Source organism: Sandarakinorhabdus sp., from assembly GCF_987265915.1.
The window spans coordinates 2,241,593-2,262,274 of record NZ_OZ503948.1 but is presented as its reverse complement, the minus strand read 5'-3'; the positions used below and the strand labels follow the sequence as shown (position 1 = coordinate 2,262,274).

Annotated in this window: 19 protein-coding genes; 4 read left to right on the top strand and 15 right to left on the bottom strand. The window is 65.0% G+C overall.

Going from position 1 to position 20,682, the window contains the following annotated elements; translation table 11 throughout:
• Positions 1-19 precede the first annotated feature (19 nt).
• Both AC6UUM_RS11155 and pyrC read right to left on the bottom strand, forming a co-directional pair.
• A complete protein-coding gene (locus AC6UUM_RS11155) occupies positions 20-841 on the bottom strand; it encodes a DUF6671 family protein (RefSeq protein WP_500802350.1) in 822 nt (273 codons plus the stop codon).
• Positions 834-1,874, bottom strand: coding sequence for a dihydroorotase (pyrC, locus tag AC6UUM_RS11150; protein ID WP_500802349.1), 1,041 nt, complete (start codon positions 1,872-1,874; stop codon positions 834-836). The genes AC6UUM_RS11155 and pyrC overlap by 8 nt, the downstream gene beginning before the upstream one ends.
• A gap of 196 nt (positions 1,875-2,070) precedes the next feature.
• Between pyrC and AC6UUM_RS11145 the strand changes: the two genes are divergently transcribed.
• Genes AC6UUM_RS11145 through AC6UUM_RS11135 form a run of 3 tightly spaced genes read left to right on the top strand, consistent with a single transcriptional unit; the run spans position 2,071 to position 4,778 of the window.
• Entirely contained in the window at positions 2,071-2,883 is an 813-nt protein-coding gene (locus AC6UUM_RS11145) for a universal stress protein (RefSeq protein ID WP_500802348.1), read from the top strand.
• Between the two features lie 55 nt (positions 2,884-2,938).
• Positions 2,939-4,120, top strand: coding sequence for a sensor histidine kinase (locus AC6UUM_RS11140; RefSeq protein ID WP_500802347.1), 1,182 nt, complete (start codon positions 2,939-2,941; stop codon positions 4,118-4,120).
• The gene (locus AC6UUM_RS11135; protein ID WP_500802346.1) at positions 4,113-4,778 is read left to right on the top strand and encodes a response regulator transcription factor; all 666 of its coding nucleotides are present in this window, start codon (positions 4,113-4,115) and stop codon (positions 4,776-4,778) included. Before AC6UUM_RS11140 ends, AC6UUM_RS11135 begins: the two co-directional genes overlap by 8 nt.
• On the opposite strand, the gene AC6UUM_RS11130 is transcribed toward AC6UUM_RS11135, so the two are convergent.
• The 9 genes from AC6UUM_RS11130 to ccoN are packed head-to-tail and all read right to left on the bottom strand — an operon-like array spanning position 4,764 to position 12,662.
• Positions 4,764-4,994: a hypothetical protein gene (locus tag AC6UUM_RS11130; RefSeq protein ID WP_500802345.1), complete on the bottom strand. Its 231-nt coding sequence runs from the start codon at positions 4,992-4,994 to the stop codon at positions 4,764-4,766. The genes AC6UUM_RS11135 and AC6UUM_RS11130 overlap by 15 nt on opposite strands.
• Positions 4,984-5,190: a cbb3-type cytochrome oxidase assembly protein CcoS gene (gene ccoS, locus AC6UUM_RS11125; RefSeq protein ID WP_500802344.1), complete on the bottom strand. Its 207-nt coding sequence runs from the start codon at positions 5,188-5,190 to the stop codon at positions 4,984-4,986. Before ccoS ends, AC6UUM_RS11130 begins: the two co-directional genes overlap by 11 nt.
• Positions 5,187-7,313, bottom strand: coding sequence for a heavy metal translocating P-type ATPase (locus tag AC6UUM_RS11120; RefSeq protein ID WP_500802343.1), 2,127 nt, complete (start codon positions 7,311-7,313; stop codon positions 5,187-5,189). Before AC6UUM_RS11120 ends, ccoS begins: the two co-directional genes overlap by 4 nt.
• Positions 7,310-7,756: a FixH family protein gene (locus AC6UUM_RS11115; RefSeq protein ID WP_500802342.1), complete on the bottom strand. Its 447-nt coding sequence runs from the start codon at positions 7,754-7,756 to the stop codon at positions 7,310-7,312. The genes AC6UUM_RS11120 and AC6UUM_RS11115 overlap by 4 nt, the downstream gene beginning before the upstream one ends.
• Before the next feature lie 12 nt (positions 7,757-7,768).
• Positions 7,769-9,229, bottom strand: coding sequence for a cytochrome c oxidase accessory protein CcoG (ccoG, locus tag AC6UUM_RS11110; RefSeq protein ID WP_500802341.1), 1,461 nt, complete (start codon positions 9,227-9,229; stop codon positions 7,769-7,771).
• Positions 9,216-10,127 carry a cytochrome-c oxidase, cbb3-type subunit III gene (gene ccoP, locus AC6UUM_RS11105; RefSeq protein ID WP_500802340.1) on the bottom strand — a complete coding sequence of 304 codons (912 nt, stop codon included), beginning with the start codon at positions 10,125-10,127 and terminating at the stop codon, positions 9,216-9,218. Before ccoP ends, ccoG begins: the two co-directional genes overlap by 14 nt.
• The gene (locus AC6UUM_RS11100; RefSeq protein WP_500802339.1) at positions 10,120-10,281 is read right to left on the bottom strand and encodes a cbb3-type cytochrome c oxidase subunit 3; all 162 of its coding nucleotides are present in this window, start codon (positions 10,279-10,281) and stop codon (positions 10,120-10,122) included. The genes ccoP and AC6UUM_RS11100 overlap by 8 nt, the downstream gene beginning before the upstream one ends.
• Positions 10,278-11,024 (bottom strand): cytochrome-c oxidase, cbb3-type subunit II, encoded by a 747-nt coding sequence (ccoO, locus tag AC6UUM_RS11095; protein WP_500802338.1) that lies wholly within the window; start codon positions 11,022-11,024, stop codon positions 10,278-10,280. Before ccoO ends, AC6UUM_RS11100 begins: the two co-directional genes overlap by 4 nt.
• Positions 11,025-11,048: 24 nt before the next feature.
• The gene (ccoN, locus tag AC6UUM_RS11090; protein ID WP_500804958.1) at positions 11,049-12,662 is read right to left on the bottom strand and encodes a cytochrome-c oxidase, cbb3-type subunit I; all 1,614 of its coding nucleotides are present in this window, start codon (positions 12,660-12,662) and stop codon (positions 11,049-11,051) included.
• Between the two features lie 217 nt (positions 12,663-12,879).
• Between ccoN and AC6UUM_RS11085 the strand changes: the two genes are divergently transcribed.
• Positions 12,880-14,082, top strand: a complete 1,203-nt coding sequence (locus tag AC6UUM_RS11085) for a pyridoxal phosphate-dependent aminotransferase (protein ID WP_500802337.1) — start codon at positions 12,880-12,882, stop codon at positions 14,080-14,082.
• On the opposite strand, the gene AC6UUM_RS11080 is transcribed toward AC6UUM_RS11085, so the two are convergent.
• The 4 genes from AC6UUM_RS11080 to AC6UUM_RS11065 are packed head-to-tail and all read right to left on the bottom strand — an operon-like array spanning position 14,079 to position 20,673.
• Entirely contained in the window at positions 14,079-15,710 is a 1,632-nt protein-coding gene (locus tag AC6UUM_RS11080; protein ID WP_500802336.1) for a DNA methyltransferase, read from the bottom strand. The two genes, AC6UUM_RS11085 and AC6UUM_RS11080, sit on opposite strands and share 4 nt — an antisense overlap.
• Before the next feature lie 55 nt (positions 15,711-15,765).
• Positions 15,766-16,338, bottom strand: a complete 573-nt coding sequence (locus AC6UUM_RS11075; protein WP_500802335.1) for a GNAT family N-acetyltransferase — start codon at positions 16,336-16,338, stop codon at positions 15,766-15,768.
• Complete coding sequence (locus AC6UUM_RS11070; protein WP_500802334.1) at positions 16,335-17,546, bottom strand: DUF445 domain-containing protein; 1,212 nt, start codon at positions 17,544-17,546, stop codon at positions 16,335-16,337. The genes AC6UUM_RS11075 and AC6UUM_RS11070 overlap by 4 nt, the downstream gene beginning before the upstream one ends.
• 43 nt (positions 17,547-17,589) lie before the next feature.
• Positions 17,590-20,673 (bottom strand): efflux RND transporter permease subunit, encoded by a 3,084-nt coding sequence (locus tag AC6UUM_RS11065; protein ID WP_500804957.1) that lies wholly within the window; start codon positions 20,671-20,673, stop codon positions 17,590-17,592.
• Positions 20,674-20,682 lie beyond the last annotated feature (9 nt).

Genomic DNA, 20,682 nt, shown 5'->3' with positions numbered 1-20,682 from the left:
GGGGCTGGGGGTGGGAATTTCAGGGATTGCACCAATCGCAGTTGGCTGGGCCGGTTGACGTCACGCCATCGGGCCGTGGGCGGCTTTGCTGGTGGCCGCAGGCGCTGCAACCCTCGATGATCGCCAGCACCCCCTGCGTGGCATTCCCGCACAACGAACAGGGCAGGCCGCGCAGCACATCTACTTCACCAAAGCCCGGGCAGGCGCAGGCCGGGCATTGGCAAGCCAGCCGCACCGCCAGCCGGCCGGCGAGCGCGCGGATCGCCGCCATGCGGGTAGGGTTCATATGGGCGCGCATGTCGGTTTCCAGCCTGGTGCCAGGCGCGGCCAGTCGCGACAGCGCCGCCATGTCCGTCACGCCGCTGGCCAATATGCTGCCGTCGCTACCCCTGACCACCAGCGCATGGGCCGGAAAGCCGACGCGAACCAGGAACGGTGCGAGATCATCGCCCGCCTGCACCTCATGCTGCGCGAAATTGGTGCGGCGCGAGACGCTGGCAACACTGAGCGCCAGACCGCGCGCGGCATCGATGAAGGCCAGCGTCTCCACGCCGCCCGCGCCGAACGGCAGCCACGGGTGCGGGCCGAAACTGCCTTCGCTGGCGATGCCCAACGTCAGCCCGGCGGCGGCCATGCCGGCGCGCGCCTTGGCCAGCGCGGTTTCGGCGGCGGTGCCGGTGCGCGCGATGCTGCCGGTGAAGGTGCCGAATGCGTCGGTGTCGATGGCGACGGGTTCGACGATCAACCCCAGCCGGCGCCGCAGCGGCGGGGCCAGCGCCTGCGCCTTGCCGTGCAGCGTGGCCAGCGCCGCGCGCTGCCCGCGATAGGGGTGATCAGCCAACGAACCGCCACGCCAGCGTCTCGCCAGCATGGAAGGGCACGATCTCGCTGCCAGCGGCGGGCAGGCGGGCCGGCACCGGTGTCGGTTCGCGCACCAGCGTGATGAAATCCGGGTTCAGCGGCAGGCCATAGAAGGCCGGGCCAAATTCGCTGGCAAAGCCTTCCAGGCGCGCCAATGCGCCGTCTTCTTCAAAGATCTTGGCATAAGCTTCGATGGCGAAGGGCGCGTTGTAGATGCCGGCGCAGCCGCAGTCGCTTTCCTTGGTCTCGACGGCATGCGGGGCACTGTCGGTGCCGAGGAAGAACTTCGGATTGCCGCTGGTCGCCGCGCTGCGCAGCGCCAGACGATGCACTTCACGCTTGGCCACCGGCAGGCAGTAGAAATGCGGGCGCATGCCGCCTTCGAACATGGCGTTGCGGCTGAAGGCCAGGTGATGCGGGGTGATGGTGGCGGCGATGTTGGGGCCGGCATCGCGCACGAAATCGACGGCATTCTTGGTGGTGATATGTTCGAATACGATCCGCAGGTCCGGGAAATCCCGCACCACCCCCGACAGGATGCGATCGATGAACACCGCCTCGCGATCGAAAATGTCCACCGTGTGATCGGTGACCTCGCCGTGGATCAGCAACGGCATGCCGATGCGCTGCATCGCCTCCAGCGCGGCATGGATATGGCGCACATCGGTAACGCCATGCGCGCTGTTGGTGGTGGCATGCGCCGGATACAGCTTGGCGGCGGTGAACACACCCTCGCCGTGCCCGCGCACCAACTTGTCCGGATCGATGCCATCCACCAGATAGCAGGTCATCAACGGTTCGAAGCTCAAACCCGGCGACACCGCGGCGCGGATACGATCCCGATAGGCCGCCGCCGCGGCCACCGTGGTCACCGGCGGCTTCAGATTGGGCATGACGATGGCGCGGGCAAATTGCCGGGCCGTGGCGTCGGCCACCGCGGCCAGCATGGCGCCGTCGCGCAAATGGACATGCCAATCATCGGGGCGGCGCAGGCGGAGCGTTTCACTGGTCATGGCGCGTTCGATACAGGCTTGGCCGTGCGGCGCAAAGCCCCTCTCGTCGTGGGGCAGGCTCCGGCAAAACCCTGTCCGTATTCTTGCGTAATGGCTTGCCACTGCGCGGCGCGCCATAATCCACCAAAGGGCGAAGGTCCGCGGGGTGAAGATCGGCGCGATTTGTCTGGTCCCCCGGCTGGGTGGGTGCATTGTCATGAAGAATATCCTGCTCCACATCCACGACGACGATGAACAGCCAGGCCGGCTGGATCTGGCCCTTGATCTGGTGGCGCAAACCGGTGGCCACCTTACCTGCGTGCAGGTCACGCCGATGGAGGCCTTTGCCGGCGAGCCTTATGGCGGGCTGTTCGGCATGGCGGCGTTGATCGACACGATCCATTCGTCTGAACGAGTGCTGCGCCTTGCCACCGAAGCCCGGTTGGCGCGCGCCGGGCTGGGCTGGCAGTGGCATAGTTGCGACGGCAATGTGGTGGAATGCCTGATCAGCCAGGCGATGCTGGCCGATCTGGTGGTGCTGAGCCAGCCGGCCAGCGCCGATCGCCGCCCGGCGCGGCAACCGCTGGCCATTGTCGGCGATGTGGTGATGTACACGCGCTGCCCGGTGCTGGTGGTGCCCCATGGCGCCGATCGCATGTCGCTGGCTGCACCGGTGGTGGTGGCGTGGAACGGATCGGCCGAAGCGGCGCATGGGCTGCGCGTGGCGCTGCCGCTGCTGAAACGCGCCAGCGCCGTGCATATCGTGGAGGTGAGCGACGACCAGCCGGGCGTCAGCGCGTGTGACGCAGCGCTGTTCCTGTCGCGCCATGGCATCGCCGCCGATGTGCATGAGTGGCCCGCCAAGGGGCGCCGCGTTTCGGTGGCCCTGCTGCACGCCGCAGCAGAGCTTTCGGCAGCCTGGATGGTGATGGGAGCCTATGGCCACAGCCGGCTGCGTGAAACGGTGCTGGGCGGGGTGACGCGTGAGCTGATTGCCACGACCACATTGCCGCTTTTGCTGGCCCATTGAAACCTCCGGCAATTTCATCGTTGAAACTGCGGGTGTTTGCGGCACTATCGATGTGATGTGTCCCTTTCTCGACAGCAAATCCGCGCAGCACGACGCCCAGCACGGCGCGCTGCTCGACAGCAGCGATGCCTTGCAGCGCACCATCCTGGCAACCGTGCCGGATGCGATGATCGTCATCGACGAGGCCGGCACCATCCTGCTGTTCAGCGATGCGGCTTGCCGGATGTTCGGCTATGATGCCGGCGAAGCGATCGGCCAGAATGTCCGCGGGCTGATGCCCAATCCGGATCGCGATCGCCATGATGCATATATGCGTCACTATATGGAAACCGGCGAAGCCCATGTGATCGGGGTCGGGCGGTTGACCAATGCCCGGCGCCGCGATGGCAGCACCTTTCCGATCGAACTGGCGGTGGGCGAAGTGCTGGGCGAAACCGGCCGGCTGTTCACTGGCTTCATCCGTGATCTGACCGAAATCCAGCGCGCCGAGCGCCGGCTTGCCGATCTACAGGCGGAATTGTCGCACATCAGCCGGATTTCGGCGATGGGCAGCCTGGCCAGCGCGCTTGCCCATGAACTGAATCAGCCGCTCACTGCCATTGCCAGCTATGCCGAGGGCGCGCGCTGCCTGCTCGGCGAACAGGGCATCCCTTCGGAAGCCAATATCGCCATGGTGCGCGAGGCCTTGTCCGACGCCAGTGATCAGGCGCTGCGCGCCGGGCAGATCGTGCGCCGGCTGCGCGAATTCATCAGCCGCGGCGAAACCGAACGACGGATCGAGCGCCTGCACCGCCTGGTGACCGAGGCGGCAGCGCTGGCGCTGACCGGCACCGGCCCCAATGGCATCGAGTTCGAAATCCGCCTCGATCCCGCCGTGGACAAGGTGCTGGTCGACCGTATCCAGATCCAGCAGGTGCTGCTCAATCTGATCCGCAATGCCGTCGAAGCCATGCAGCATCGCCCGCGCCAGCAACTGGAAATCCGCAGCCGCCCCGATGGTCGCGGCCTGGTCGTCGTCACCGTGGCCGACAGCGGGCCCGGCCTTGCCCCCGATGTGGCGGCCGTGCTGTTCCAGCCGTTCAACAGCACGAAGGAACGCGGCATGGGGCTGGGCCTGTCGATCTGCCGCACCATCGTGGAAGCGCACGGCGGGCGAATCTGGGCCGAGCCCTCGGCATTTGGCGGCACCGCCTTTCATTTCACCCTCGAACTTGGCGAGGCACCGCAGGATGGCTGAAATCGACGCTTCGCTCCGGGTCTATCTGGTCGATGATGAAGCCGCGGTGCGGCGCTCGGTGGGCTTCATGCTGAAAACCGCCGGCCATGATGTGGAGGCGTTTGAATCGGGCGAAGCCTTTCTGAAGGTGGCGGCCGGGCTGGCGCCGGGTTGTGTGCTGCTGGATGTGCGACTGGCCGGCATGGATGGGCTGGCGGTGCAGGAAGCCTTGACAGCCCGCGGCATCATGTTGCCGGTGATCGTCATCACCGGCCATGGCGATGTCGGCCTGGCGGTGCGGGCCATGAAGGCCGGCGCCGTGGATTTTCTGGAAAAGCCGTTTGAGAAAGCGGCGTTGTTGGCGGCGATCGAACAGGCCCAGGTGCGCAGCCAGGGCCGCGCCGCGCTGGACCAGATGGCCGATCAGGCGCGCGCGCAACTGAACCGGCTGACACCGCGCGAACGCGATGTGCTGAACGGCTTGGTGGAAGGCCATTCCAACAAGGTGATCGCCTATGATCTGGGCATATCCCCGCGCACCGTGGAAATCCACCGCGCCAATCTGATGACGAAACTGGCAGTGAACTCGCTGTCCGATGCGCTGAAGATCGCCTTCACCGCCCGCATGGCCGATCTGGCCACCACCAATGGCAGCGCGGCGCGATCAGAGCCCGTGTGACGCGCCGGGACGTTTCTGGCGGGTGCAGCCGGCGTGGCAGGCGATGTCACAATCGGGCCGCTTCCCGGGGAGCGGGATTAACGGCGCCTGGCCGCCGCTGCACAGGCTGATCAATTGAGCGTTGGCGCGCGCCGGCAGGCTGATGCCGGCCAGCGCCAGGGCCACCAGTGCCGGCAGACAGGCCAAGGGTTCGTTGCGCAGCCGTTCAATCGCCATCGCGGGCCTCCGGCATTGGGCCATCGCTATCGCGGGCCTCTGGCGTGCGACTGTCACCAGCCTCATCAATGAAAATGCGCAGCGCGGCGCCATCCAGATCATCGAACTGGCCGCGCCCTACCGCCCAGAAGAAGGCGAACAGGCCGAGCAGCCCCAAGCCCAGCGCCACCGGGATCAGCAACAAGATGCCGTTCATCGAGCAGCGCCCTTCAGGCGCAGCGCGTTGGCCACCACGATGATCGACGATCCCGACATGGCGAGCGCCGCGATCAACGGCGTGACCTGCCCGGCCATGGCCAGCGGCACGGCGATGACATTATAGCCGATGGCCAGCGCGAAATTCTGCTTCACCACGCGCCTTGTGGCGCGTGCGGCGCGAATGGCGATGGCCACCGGCGCCAGGCTGCTGCCCAGAAACACCGCGTCGGCCGCCGTCTGGCTGGCATCGGCGGCCGACGCCGGTGCCATCGAGACATGCCCCGCGGCCAGCGCCGGGCCGTCGTTTAGGCCATCGCCAACCATCAGCACGCGGGCGCCTCTGGTGGCCATTGCCTTGATGCGCGCCAGCTTGGCCGCCGGATCGAGGCCGCCTTCACCGGTTATGCCGAGTTCGGCTGCCACCATCGCCACCGGCGCGGCGGCATCGCCGGACAGGATCCGCGATTGAAGGCCCAGTTGCTGCAGGTCCGCGATGGTCTGCGCCGCTTGTGGCCGCAGCGGATCGACAAAGCCGATGATCTGTTCGGGCATGTCACCGATCACCAGCGCGGTCGCCATCTGGCCGCCCGCATCGCCGGCCGGCCGGCGGAGCCGCACCAACTGCCCGCGCCAAACGCCGCGCAGGCCTTCGCCGGGGGTTTCGCTGATCGACGTCACCGTCTGCATCGTGGTGCCAGCCGCCACCAAGGCGCTGCGCAGGGCTTCGGACAGCGGGTGGCGGCTGCATTGGGCCAGCGCCAGCGCGACCCCAGCAGCGTCGGGATCGAGCCGCGCCAGGTCGATCGGTTCGGGCCGGCCCATGGTGAGCGTGCCGGTCTTGTCGAATACCGCTGCATCGGCTTCGGCCAGGCGTTCGAGCGCGCTGCCATCCTTGACGAGCACACCGGCGCGCATCAGGGCGCCGCTGGCGACAATCTGCGCCGCCGGCACCGCCAGGCCCAGCGCGCAGGGGCAAGTGATGATCAGCACGGCCACGGCGATGATCAGGCTTTCATGCCAGCCGGCCCCGGCCAGCATCCAGCCAATGAACGACAGCAGCGCCAGCGTGTGCACCGCTGGCGCATAGAGCCGGGCGGCGCGATCGGCGATGCGCACGTAGCGCGACCGGCCTTGCGCGGCATCCTGCATCAGCCGGGCAATGTCGGCGATGCCGGTGTCGGCACCGGCCGCCGTCACCGTCACCTGCACGGCGTCTCCGATATTCAGCGTGCCGGCCAGCACCTTGCCGCCGGGGCCGATGGCGACCGGCATGGCTTCGCCGGTGATCAACGATTGGTCGAAATGGCTGCGGCCATCGAGGATGACGCCATCGGCCGCCAGCCGCTCACCGCTGGCCACCAACAGGATCATGCCGGGGCGCAGCGCTTCGGCCTTGTGCCACTGGCTGCTGCCATCATCGGCCAGCACCAGCGCGCCCGGCGCCATGTGCTTCAACAGCGCCGACACACCGTCGCGGGCACGATCGCGCATCACCGCATCCAGCCAGCGCCCGGCCAGCAGGAAGAACATCAACATCACCGCACTGTCGAAATAGGCGTGGGCGCCGTGGGTGACGCTTTCATACAGCGACAGCGCGGTGGCCAGGCTGACCCCGATGGAAATCGGCACATCCATGTTGCTGTGTCCGGCCCGCAGCGCGCGCCAGGCCGAACGATAGAAGGGCTGGCCGGCATAGGCGATGGTCGGCAGGGCGATCAGGGCCGACAGGAAATGGAACAGATCGCGGGTCACCCCGCCGGCGCCGGACCAGACCGACACCGACAGCAGCATGATGTTCATCGCGGCAAAGCCCGCCACCGCCAGCGCCTTGACCAGCGCGCGGGCTTCGCTGTCGGGCGCGTCCAGCGCATCCTGGATCGGGTTGGCTTCAAAGCCCAGGGCGGCAAAGGTCTGCACCAGATCCGGCAGGGCCAGCACCGGATCATGGCTGACCAGCACCTGCCGGGCGGTGAAGTTGACGCGCGCGGCGGCGACTCCGGTGATGGCCGAGAGGCCGGTCTCCAGCTTGGCGATGCAACCGGCGCAGCGCATGCCGGGCACGGCAAAGCGGCTGGTGACCAGCGCGGCTTCTGCGGCCGGCACGCGGATCGGACGGTTCATGCCAGCGTGTCCAGCAGGCGCTTGGTTTCGCCGCCGCGGCGGATTTCCAGCCTGACCTGCCAGCGCCCGGCGGGCAGGGGGGTGGTGGAGCGCAGCCGGCTGTTGCCCGCGCTTTGGAAGGTCAAGGGCACATCGGCGGCACCGCCCAGCGGATGGTGGGCGGTGCCGGTGGCGACGAAACCGGCGCCGGGCACGCCCAGAATCACACGCCGCTGTACATCCAGGCGGATCGGCGTTGCCCAGCCCAGCCGGTCCTGCGCGCGGGCCTGGGCCAGCCAGCCATTGTATTTCTGGCTGGCGACATAGCTGTTGTCGACGACGGTGCCGCCAAATGTGCCGAGGGCCAGCCGCGCCATGGTGATGTTCACCGCCACCACCACGCCGAAGAAGCCGACGATGATGACGGCGAAGCTGCGTCCGGTAAGTGCCTTGCTGGTGGCCATGATCGCGCGTCCTTATTGACGGATGAATTTCACATCGCGGGCGGCCGCGCGGGCTTCCCGGCTGCCGGCCACATCATCCAGCGGCGTGGCGGTCAGCGTGAACGGCGTTTCGCCGGCCGGGCCGCCGGGCGCGATGACATAGAGATGCAGCACGTTGGTGGCATCGGGCGCCAGTTGCAGGGTGATGCTGCGGGTGGCGTCGCGGCGGTCCATGGCATCGCTCCACAGCCGGCCACCGGGCAGGCCAGCCATGGCCAAGGTCACCCGGCGCGGCCGATGTTCCATGTTACGCAGCTTCAGCGTCCAGCCGTTGCGCACTTCGCCGTCCGACATGGTGACCACCATCGGGTTGCGATCCTGCGCGCTGTCGATCGCCAGCCGGGCGCGCTCGCCCAGGGTGAACAGCATGACCAGGCCGATGCTGCCCCACAGCGCGAAATAGATCAGGGTGCGCGGGCGCAGCAGCGTCTTCAGCACGGGCACGGGTTTGGCACCGGCGCGTTCATTGGCCTGATCATCGAGGTTCAGGAAATCGATGAGGCCGCGCGGGCGGTTCAGCTTGCCCATCACCTCGTCGCAGGCATCGACACACAGGGCGCAATTGATGCAGCCCAGTTGCGGCCCCTGGCGGATGTCGACGCCGGTGGGGCAGACGGCGACACAGGCGTTGCAATCGATGCAGTCACCCACCTTGCCACCAGCGCTCGCGGCCTTTTTCACCCCTTGCGTGCGCGGCTCGCCGCGCCAGTCGCGATAGGTGACGATCAGCGATTTTTCATCGAGCATCGCCGTCTGGATGCGCGGCCACGGGCACATGTAGATGCACACCTGCTCGCGCATGAAGCCGCCAAGCGTGAAGGTGGTGAGGGTGAGCACGCCCACGGTGGCATAGGCAACAAACGGCGCATCGCCCGCGGCGAACTGGCTGGCCAGCGTGGGCGCATCGGCGAAATAGAAAATCCACGCCCCGCCGGTGGCTACGGCAATCAGCAGCCAGGCGCTCCATTTGCCGAGGCGGCGGCCAAGCTTGGCCGCGCCCCATGGCGCAGCGTTCAGCCGGAGCTGCGCATTGCGGTCACCATCGATCCAGCGTTCGACATGTTGGTAAAGATCGGTCCACACCGTCTGCGGGCAGGCAAAGCCGCACCAGGCGCGACCCACCGCGGACGTGACCAGGAACAGCCCAATGCCGGCCATGATCAGCAGGCCGGCGATGTAATAGAATTCCTGTGGCCAGATTTCGATATCGAACATGTAGAAGCGCCGGTTGGCCAGATCGATCAGCACTGCCTGATCGGGGGCATATTGGCCGCGATCCCACCGGATCCACGGCGTGATGTAATAAACCGCCAGGCACACCAGCATCACCAGCCACTTCAACCGGCGGAAACGGCCGTTCACCACACGCGGGAACACCGGTTCACGCTTGGCATACAGCGCGCTGCCGGGGTTGATGAAATCAAGTGCGGACATTGGTTTCGCCTGTCGGGGCCGGGGCCGGGCTGGCTTCGCCGCCACCCAGCGAATGGACATAGGCCGCCAGCATCTTGATGGTCACCGCGTCCAGCCGCTTTTCCCAATGCGGCATCACGCCATAACGGGCCTTGGCGATGGTGGTGGTCAGGGTGGCGCGTGTCCCGCCATACAGCCAGATCGCGTCGGTCAGGTTGGGCGCGCCCAGCGCGCGGTTGCCCTTGCCGGCATCGCCGTGGCAGCTGGCGCAGTTTTCGGCAAATAGCGCGGCACCGGCTTGCGACGCGCGGCTGGGCCCATCCTGCCGGGAAATCACCCGCACATGGCTGACCAGCTGGCTGATCTGGCCCTTTGTCAGGATTTCGGCAAAGGCCGGCATCTGGCTGAAACGGGTTTCATCTTCGCCGGGGCTGCGGATGCCGTGGATCAGCGTGGTCTGGATGGCTGCAATGTCGCCGCCCCACAGCCAATCATCGTCGTTCAGATTGGGATAGCCCTTTGATCCGGCCGCACCCGCGCCGTGGCATTGCACGCAATTGACCTTGAATGCCGCGCGCCCACCTTCGATGGCGATGCGCATCAACTGCGGATTGCCGGCCAGCGCTTCGATCGGGGTGGCGGAAATGGCCTTCAGCTTGGGCGCGCGCGCCGCGGTTTCGGCCTTCAGCATCGCCGCCAGATCGCCACGGCTCGACCAGCCGGCGGTGCCTTCCGTATCGGGGATGGCCGGATAGACCACGACATAGCCGGCGGCAAACACCACGCAGGCGGCAAAGAGATACACCCACCAGCGCGGTAACGGCGTGTCGAGTTCCTCGATGCCATCCCATTCATGGCCGACCAGGTTGGTGCCGGTGGCTTCATCGACGCGTTTGGGGCCTGCAGGGTGATCAGTCATCGCTGTCGCTCCGGAAGATGCTGTTGGCGGCGTCATCGAGGTGGCGGCGCGCGCCGGGGCGGAAGGTCCAGCCGACAAGGCAAAGGAACAGCGCGGTCATGGCCACCAGGCCCCAGCTGTCGGCGAAATGGCGCAGCATGTCGTAAGCGCTCATTTCGGCTGCTCCTGCGCCTCGGCTGCCTTGAAATCGACCAGCGTGCCCAGCATCTGCAGATAGGCGATCAGCGCATCCAATTCGGTCACCACCGCTGGATTGCCGTCATAATCGCGCGCCTGGGATTTCGGGAAGCGCGCCTGCAGATCGCTGGCATCGGCGTCGGCAGTGGCTTGCAGCACCAGATCATCATTGGCCTTGGCGATGTCGACGTCGGTATAGGGCACGCCTACCGTGCGCAGCGCCGCCAGATGCGCACGCATGTCGCCGGCCTTCAGCGGCTTTTCGGCCAGGAAGGCATAGGGCGGCATGATCGATTCCGGCACAACGTCGCGCGGGTTCCGCAGATGGTCGCGGTGCCATTCATCGGAATAACGGCCACCCACGCGGGCCAGATCCGGCCCGGTGCGTTTCGATCCCCATTGGAACGGGTGATCATACATGCTTTCGGCGGCCAGGCTGTAATGGCCATAGCGTTCCACCTCGTCCTTGAACGGGCGAACCATCTGGCTGTGGCAGAGATAGCAGCCTTCGCGCATGTAGATGTTGCGCCCGGCCAGTTCGAGCGGGGTGTAGGGACGCATGCCCTCCACCTTCTCCACGGTGCTATCCACCCAGAACAGCGGGGCGATCTCCACGATGCCGCCGATGGCGACGGCGACCAACGCCAGCACGCCGAGCAGCGTGACGTTGCGTTCGATGGTGCGGTGCGAAAAGCCCGCGCGGGGGGCTGGGTCAGCCATTGGTCTTGCTCCGGTTCATCAGAATCATTCGGCGGGTTGCAGGCCGGGCATCCGGGCCGGCAATGGCCGATCGGCGGCGGCGTTGTAGGGGGTTTCGGTCATCGGCTTTTCGGTGCGCAGCCGCCCGGCGATGGTCATCGCGATGTTGAAGGCAAAGATCAGCGCGCCGCTGAGGTAGAGGCCACCGCCAAGGGCGCGCAGGATATACATCGGGTGGATGGCCGCGATGGTTTCGGCAAAGCTGTTCACCAGATAGCCATCGGCCCCATATTCGCGCCACATCAGCCCCTGGGTGATGCCGGCCACCCACATCGATGCCGTGTAGAAAACGATGCCACTGGTCGCGAGCCAGAAATGCCAGTTGATCAGGCGCAGGCTGTACAGGCGCTGGCGGTTCCACAGCCGCGGCGCCATGTAATACATGCAGGCAAAGGTGATCATGCCGTTCCAGCCGAGCGCGCCCGAATGCACATGGCCGATGGTCCAATCGGTATAGTGCGACAGGCTGTTCACCGACTTGATCGACATCATCGGGCCTTCGAAGGTGCTCATCCCGTAAAAGGCCAGCGCCAGCACCATCATGCGGATGATCGGATCGGTGCGGATCTTGTCCCACGCGCCGTTCAGCGTCATCAGGCCGTTGATCATGCCGCCCCACGACGGCATCCACAGCATGATGCTGAACACCATGCCCAGGGTCTGCGCCCAATCGGGCAGGGCGGTGTAGTGCAGATGGTGCGGGCCGGCCCAGATGTAGAGGAAGATCAGCGACCAGAAATGGATGATCGACAGGCGATAGCTGTACACCGGCCGCTCGGCCTGTTTCGGCACGAAGTAGTACATCATGGCCAGAAAGCCGGCGGTGAGGAAAAAGCCCACGGCATTGTGGCCATACCACCACTGGGTCAGCGCATCCTGCACCCCGGCAAAGGCTGAGTAGCTCTTGGAACCAACCAGGCTGACCGGGATCGACAGGTTGTTGACCAGGTGCAGCATGGCGACGGTGATGATGAACGCCAGGTAGAACCAGTTGGCGACATAGATATGCGGTTCATTGCGGCGCAGGATGGTGCCGCCGAACACCAGCAGATACGATACCCAGACAATGGTCAGCCAGATATCGACATACCATTCCGGCTCGGCATATTCCTTGGCTTCGGTGACGCCCATCACATAGCCGGTGGCGGCCAGCACGATGAACAATTGATAGCCCCAGAACACGAAGCGGGCGAGGCTGGGGAAGGCGAGGCGCGCCCGGCAGGTGCGTTGCACCACGTAAAAGCTGGTGGCGATCAGCGCATTGCCGCCAAAGGCAAAGATCACTGCCGAGGTGTGCAGCGGCCGCAGCCGGCCGAAGGTCGTGTATTCCGTGCCGAGATTGAAGATCGGCCACGCCAGCTGCAAGGCGATGAACAGCCCGGCCAGCAGGCCGACCACGCCCCAGAAGGTCGTGGCGATCACGCCCCAGCGGATCGGTGCATCATCATAGACGCTGTGATCGGTGCGCAGCCGTTCGGTGACATCGGCACCGGCCAACACGGCAATCGCGGCGATCAGTGCGGCCAGCGCCATGATCCCCATATGGACGGCAAAGGCCATATCCTTGGCCGCGGCCAGCCCGACCAGCGCGATCACCATGGCCACGAACAGACTGCCTGTCTTCACCAGCGTTGCCGGCATTCGAACCACCCCTTTTCCAACCTGCTTGTGCAGACTGTTTGGCGTGCCGACGGGCCACACGGGAATACGGGGTTGCCCTATTAGGTAATGCTCCTGATGTCGGGGTGCGGTGCCGATCGAAGGTTGCGCCGTAACAATCTGGCGTTTAGGGCAGCGATTGCACAAGGAAAGCCGCATGAACCGCCTGTCAGCCGCCATCAACCGCATCCAGCCATCGCCCACCATCGCGGTGACCAACAAGGCCGCCGAGCTGAAGCGGCAGGGGCGCGATATCATCGGCCTGGGCGCCGGCGAACCGGATTTCGATACGCCGGATTTCGTCAAGGACGCCGCCATCGCCGCCATCCGCGCCGGGCAGACCAAATATACCGGCGTGGACGGCACACCCGAATGCAAGGCGGCGGTGCAGGCCAAGTTCAAGCGCGACAATGGTCTCGATTACGGTCTGGACCAGATCAGCATCAATTCGGGCGGCAAGCACAGCATTTTCAACGCACTGCTGGCGACGCTTGATCCGGGCGATGAAGTGATCATCCCGGCGCCCTATTGGGTGAGCTATCCCGATATCGTGCTGCTGGCCGGCGCCACCCCGGTGGTGATCAATTGCGGGGTCGATCAGGGCTTCAAGCTGACCCCGGCGCAACTGGCCGCCGCCATCACCCCGCGCACGCGCTGGTTCATCTTCAATTCGCCGAGCAACCCCACCGGCGCCGCCTACACGCGCGCCGAAATCCAGGCACTGGCCGATGTGCTGATGCAGCACCCGCAGGTAATGGTGTTGGCCGACGACATGTATGAACATATCGTCTATGACGATTTTGATTTCGGCAGCATCGCCGAAGTCGAGCCCGGCCTTTATGATCGCACGCTCACCGTGAATGGCGCGTCCAAGGCCTATGCGATGACCGGCTGGCGCATCGGTTTTGCCGGCGGCCCGGCGTGGATCATCAAGGCGATGGCCAAGCTGCAATCACAGAGCACGTCCAATCCCTGCTCGATCTCGATGGCCGCCACCGTGGCGGCGCTGAACGGCGATCAGAGCTTCCTGATCGAACGCAACGCCGCCTTCCAGCGCCGCCGCGATCTGGTGGTGAGCATGCTGAACCAGACCCCCGGCCTGATCTGCCCGCGCCCGGAAGGGGCTTTCTATGTCTATCCCGATTGCAGCGGTCTGATCGGCAAGACGACGCCGGCGGGCGGTGTGCTGACCAATGACGAGGATGTCGCGGCCTATCTGCTGGAAACCGAAGGCGTCGCGGTCGTGCACGGCGCGGCCTTCGGCGGATCGCCGGCGTTCCGTATCAGCTATGCTACGTCGGACGCGATGCTGGAAGACGCCTGCAACCGCATCCAGCGCGCGGTGAACGCCCTTCGCTAGGCCAACAGGTCGCCCTGCGCGCCTTTCTGGTGGCTGGCACGGGTTTCCACTCGCGCTGCCTTTTTCACCGGGCTGATCAACGGCGGCAATTTGGGCTTCAGGCCCTGGAACAATTCCGCAAGCGTCACGAACTGCATTGCGGGAAAGCGTCCAAAATCGGTTTCGACCATGTCGAGCGCTGCGGCCGCATCGCGCATGCCCTTCGTCGGCATTGCCTTCAGGATGAACAGTCCAAAGCGATGTTTGTCGCGTCGCATTACTTCTGCGAAGTCGCGAACCATCGACGGGTTGAGATTTTCGCCCGCCTTCACTGAAATAACGCCGGTTTCGATGCGCTTGCCGCCTTCGGCCAGATAGTTGAACCAGCCATCGACGCCCTTGTCGCCGCCCTTCTTGTCGCGCGGGTAGCCACCGACCTGCCAGCACACCCACTGCTGGAACTGGTGCGGATCATCCAGCGCCAGCCGTTCGGCGCTGGCCAGATCCTTCGGCACGCCGATGGTTTCAAAGGCGATGCCGGGATAGCCTTCGCGCATGCGGTTTTCGATCATGCCGATGGCAATGTGGGTAATATCGATGCCGATCCATCTCCGCCCGAGCTTCTGCGCCGCATCGACCGCCGTGCCGCATCCGCAGAAGGGATCGAGCACGACATCGCCGGGGTTGGACGAGGCCGCAATGATGCGTTCGAGCAGGGCGCGGGGTTTTTGCGTGGGATAGCCGAGGCGTTCTTGGGCTTGAGCACCGAGCGCTGAGATATCGTCCCAAAGGCTCTGCAATTTTATACCGGGCGACTCATCCGCATAGAACTTTTTCCGCAGTCGCCCGTCTTGCTTGGTCGGAAAATGTAGTCTGCCTTCCGCGTCAAATGTTTTCATCTTATCAAGTGTAACTGTCCAGCCGTTGGGGTGTGGCTGATACGTTACACCGTTTGAAGCCGTATAAGGGTAAAAAAGATTGGGACGTACGCTTGGGTTTCGAAGGTTTTCGGATCGCCATCGCCTTCCGTCGGCATCGAGCTGTGGAAAGGCGGCCTCTATGGTTTCGGGCGTCGAGCCTCGATAAACTTGATTCCAAAGCCTACTCGATGATTTGCCGTAGAAGAAAATGGTATCAGTGACGACACCAAATGAGCGAGACACATTGCTGTGCGCGGAAGTCCGCTTCCAAATGATCTCGTTGACGAAATTCTCCGCGCCAAACACCGCATCCAGCACCAGCTTGAGATAGTGCGAAGCAGTCGGGTCGCAGTGCAGATAGAGCGAGCCGGTTGGCTTCAGCACCCGGTGCAACTCCACCAGCCGCACCGCCATCATCGCCAGATACGCCATCAACGGGTTTTCGCCCACCGCGCTGCGCATCGCTTCCATCATCACCGTCAGCGGGCGGTTGGTGCCGCTGGCGATGTCGAGAAGCGCATTCTGGGCGCTTTCGCCCCAGGTCCAAGTATCGTCAAAGGCTTCGATGCTGGCCTCCGCGCCGGTGCCGGTGGCGGATTTGAACAGCACATTATAGCCGGCGTTGGAATTGAACGGCGGGTCGAGATAGACAAGATCGATGCTCTCGCTGGCGATATGGTGGCGCAGCACATCGAGATTGTCGCCATAATAGAGACGGTTGGTCATCATCCCCCCTGATAGGCGCAATGTAGCGTGGCGCAGTGGCAGGCGCCACCCGGCATTGTCATGTGGCCGGCAAACGCTCGGCCCACAACGCCGCCAACGGGCCGGTGGCAAAGCCGGCGCGGTCGATGGTGTAGATAACGTGCACAACCGGCCCGGTGGACAGATTGGCCACCAGCATGCGTGGGGTGAGGGTGGCGCCGATGCGTTCAATGGCGGTGCGCGACCTGATGTTGGTCACGCCGATCATGAACATCACCCGGTCCATCGCGGCAAGGGCATGGCCGACCATCAGCGCCTTCATGGCGTGGTTGGTGCGGCCGCCCCACTGGCTGCGCGCCAGAAACGTCCAACCGATCTCGATCTCGCCGGGTTCGCAGCGGCTGTAATCGAAGCGGGACGACCCTATCACCACGCCAGTGGCCGGGTTCTCTGCGACCAGCATGCCGCCGCTGGCGAGGCCGTCGTCGAAAAACGCGCGGAACACCGGCTCCTGCCAGCGGTCGCTGGCCGGGTGGCCGGCCCAGATGGCGGGGTCGCTTGCGGCGGCGTGCAGCGCCAGCCAATCATCCGGCGTGGCCGGGCGCAAATGCACCAGCGGGTGGGACAGGCTGGGCTGACGGTCGAGCATCATGGCGCCAGGGTTCCGATGCCGTGGATGGCCAGGCCGATGATCCCGCCGATCAGCGTGCCGTTGATGCGGATGAACTGCAGATCGCGGCCCACGGCCTGTTCCACCTTGTCGGTGATGGTGGCGGCATCCCAGCCGCGCACCGTTTCGGATACCAGAGTCACGATACTGTCCCCATGGGTCTTGGCCAGGCCGGCAACGGCGCGGCGCAAGGCGCTGTTCAGCCCGGCCTTCAGCGCCGGATCGCTTTCGATGCGGTTGCCCACCGCCGCCAGCGCGCCGCCCAATTTGTTGCCGCCCGGATCGTTCAGATTGGCAGACAGCGCCGCGCGTGCCGTGCCCCACAGGCCCTTGACCCAGGCGCCCATCGCCGGATTGGCGAGCAGATCGGCCTTGAAGCCTTCGACACGCGCCTGCGCTTCGGGAAAATGCCGCAAATCGAACGCCCAGGTTTTCAGCGATTCGGCGATGCGCAGGCGCACCGGGTGATATTGATCCTGGCGCATCTCCACCAGCAGGCGCTGCACGGCGCCGATCATGCTGTTGGACATGCTCTCGTCGGCGCCGGCCAGCCGCAGCAGCCAATTGGTCCGCTCCGTCACCATCGACCGGATCACCGGCTCCTCATCGCTCAGCGTGGCCAGGCCCCAATCGATGGCGGCATCGATCAGTGGTTCATGGCGGCCGCGGCCAACCATCATGTCCACCGCATCGGCGACCATCGGCGACAGCTGCATCGCGCCGAGCCGATCGCGCACGACATCTTCCACCAGCCGGCCGATGGCGGGATCATCCAGCCCATCCAGCAATTGCGCGATCAATGGCCCCATGCCGCGCCGGCGACCCATGGGTGCCTCCGGCGGCGCGGCCAGCCAGCGCGCCAGCACGCCGGCCAGATCGGCATCGTCCAGGCGGCGGGCGATCACCTGGGTTTTCAGGAAATTGTCTTTCAGGAACAGCGCCAGCGTATCGCCAAGCCGATCCTTCTGCTGCGGAATGATCGCAGTGTGCGGAATCGGCAAGCCCAGCGGATGGCGGAACAGCGCGGTGACCGCAAACCAGTCCGCCAGGCCGCCGACCATGGCCGCTTCGGCAAAGGCCCGCAGCCAGGGCAGGGCAGGGTGGGCCACCAAACCAAGATTGGCCCACGCCAGCGTGGCGACAAAGATCGCCGCCATCAGCCCAAGCAGCAGCGTGGCGAGCAGCCGCATCCGGTGGAACGGCAATTCCGGCAACAGATGTTTCAGGGCAGGCTCACTCCGCAGGGGTTGGTCGCGGCAGCTTAGCAGTCCCCTCGTTGTTCGTGAACCAACGCTTCATGCGCGGTGCCAACCAGTTTTCCACCGTGACCGCGATGGAGAAGCCGGCGGGCACGATCACCAGCGTCAGGGCAGTGGACAGGATCAGGCCGCCGATCACCACGATGCCCATCGGCGCGCGGAACGAACCGTCGCCGCCCAGGGAAAGCGCCACTGGCAACATGCCCATCACCATGGCGATGGTGGTCATCACGATCGGCTGCACGCGCTTGTGCCCGGCTTCCAGGATGGCTTCGCGCTTGGGCACACCCTTTTCCATTTCCTCGATCGCCATATCGACCAGCAGGATCGAGTTCTTGGCGACGATGCCGAGCAGCATCAGCATGCCGATCAACACCGGCATGGAGATGACGTTGCCGGTTGCAAGGATGGCAATCAGCCCGCCCAGCGGCGCCAGCAGCAGCGACAGCATGTTGACGAAGGGCGGCAGTACCCGCTTGTAGAGCAGCACCAGCACAGCGAAGACCATGACGACGCCGGCGATGACCGCCAGGATGAAGTTGGCGACCAGTTCGCCCATCCACTTCTGCATGCCCAGCTGCACCTTCTCGACGCCGGGCGGCAGATTCTTCAGGCTTGGCAGCTCATCGACCTTGGCCTGTGCCTGGCCAGAGACCAGGCCGGGGGCCAGATCGGCGCCGATGGCCACGCGGCGCTGCTGGTTGTAACGGCGCAGTTCGGTTGGGCCGGCGCCGAAGCTGATTTCGGCGACCACACTCAGCGGCACGGTGCCACCGCGGGTGGTCGGCACCGGCAGATTTTCGATGGTCGAAAGGCTGCGGCGCGCGCTTTCGTTCAGCGCGACACGGATCGGGATCTGCCGATCGGCCAGGCTGAACTTGGCGACGTTCTGATCGATATCCCCCAACGTGGCGATGCGGATGGTTTCCGACAGCGCAGCGGTGGTCACGCCCAGTTCGGCGGCCAGATCAAGCCGCGGCTTGATCGTGATTTCCGGCCGGGTGAGATCGCCTTCCACACGCGGCTGGCGGATTTCCTTCAGGCCACGCATTTCGTTCACCACCTTGCGGGCAGTGGTTTCCAGCAGGATCGGATCGGTGCCGGTGAGCGTGATCGAAATGTCGCGTCCCTGCTGCGGCCCGCCGTTCTGCGAGGCAAAGCCGACCCGCGCGTCGGGGATCGCCGACAGCTTCGGTGCAATGGCGCGTTCCCACTGGGTGCGGTGCATGCTGCGGTCCTTGCGCAGCGTCAGATAGATGTTGGCGCTGCCGACATCGACATCGGCAAAGGCCAGCGCCATTTCTGGCGAGGCATTGAGGATGGCAACGGCCTTGTCCACCACCGCTTCGGTCTGCGCCAGCGTCACACCGGGCGGCAGGCTGATTGTCACCTGGCTGCTGTCGGTATCGACATCAGGCTGGAAGGTCTTGGGAATGACGGCGAACAGATAGATGGTGGCGATCAGGGCCACGCCGCCCATGCCGAACACCGTCTTGAAACGGTTGACCAGGGCCCAGTTCAACATCTTCATGTAGACATCGACCCACTTGCCCGTGCCATGTTCGGCGGTGCCGTGGCTTTTCAGGAAATAGGCGGCGAGCATCGGCGTGATCAAGCGCGCCACGGCCAGGCTGATCAGCACGGATACGGCCACGGTCGCACCGAAATTCTTGAAGAACTGACCGGAAATGCCGGGCATCAGCGCCACCGGCAGGAACACCGCGACGATCGAGAAGGTGGTGGCCACCACCGCCAGGCCGATTTCGTCGGCCGCGTCCATCGATGCCTGATAGGCGGATTTGCCCATCCGCATGTGCCGCACGATATTTTCGATTTCCACGATGGCGTCATCGACCAGCACCCCGGCCACCAGGCTGAGCGCCAGCAACGACAGCGAGTTCAGCGAGAAGCCGAGCCAGGCATCGAGGAACCAGAAGGTCGGGATGGCCGACAGCGGAATGGCCAGCGCCGAAATCAGCGTTGCGCGCCAATCGCGCAGGAACAGGAAGACGACCAGAACGGCGAGCACCGCGCCTTCGACAACGGCATCGATGGCGCCCTTGTATTGCGCCTTGGTATAATCAACCGAGGTGTAGATCAGCTTGAACGACACCTTGGGATATTGCTTCTTCAGGGCTTCGATATCCTTGATCGCCGCATCATAGACGGAAACGTCTGAACTGCCCTTGGCCTTCGACAAGGAGAAGCTGAGCACCTGGCGTCCGTTCATCTTGGCGATGCCGCGCTGTTCGGCATAGGAATCGCGCACATCGGCAATGTCGCCAAGCCGCACGCCGCGGCCAAGGCCGAGGCTGATCTGCGTGTCGGCCAGGCTGACGGCGTTGCGGGCGTTGCCCATCACGCGCAGCGACTGTTCGCCGCCGGCAATTTCGGTCCGGCCGCCAGCGGCGTTCAGATTGACCTGCCGCAGCTGCGCATTCACCTGGCTCGCGGTGACGCCATAGGCCTGCATGCGATCGGGATCGAGCACGATGCGGATTTCGCGGCTCACCCCGCCAGACCGGCGCACCTGCGCCATGCCGGGCACGCCGAGCAGGCGCTTGGCCACCGTGTTGTCGACGAACCAGCTCAATTCTTCGAGCGTCATCGCGGTCGATTCAACCGCGAAATAAGCGATCGGCCCGCCGGCAACGTCGATGCGATTGACCTGCGGCTGCAAGATGCCCTGCGGCAGATCGGACCGGATATTGGCCACGGCATCGCGCACATCGTTGACCGCGCGATCGATCGGTGTGCCGATGGCGAACTGCACCGACGTGCGGCTGTTGCCTTCCGACACAAAGCTGTTGACCTCATCCACGCCGCTGATGTTGCGGATGGCGGCTTCAACCCGCTGGGTCACCTGGCTTTCCAGCTCTTCGGGGGCGGCACCGGGCTGCACCACAACCACCTGCGCAACCGGGAATTCCACGTCGGGCTGATCGTTGATGTCCATGGCGCGGAACGACAGCACGCCGGCCAGCAACAGCAGGGTGAACCCCACCAGCGGCGGCACCGGATTCTTGATCGACCAGGCGGAAATATTGCGCATGTGCAGGGGCTCCGG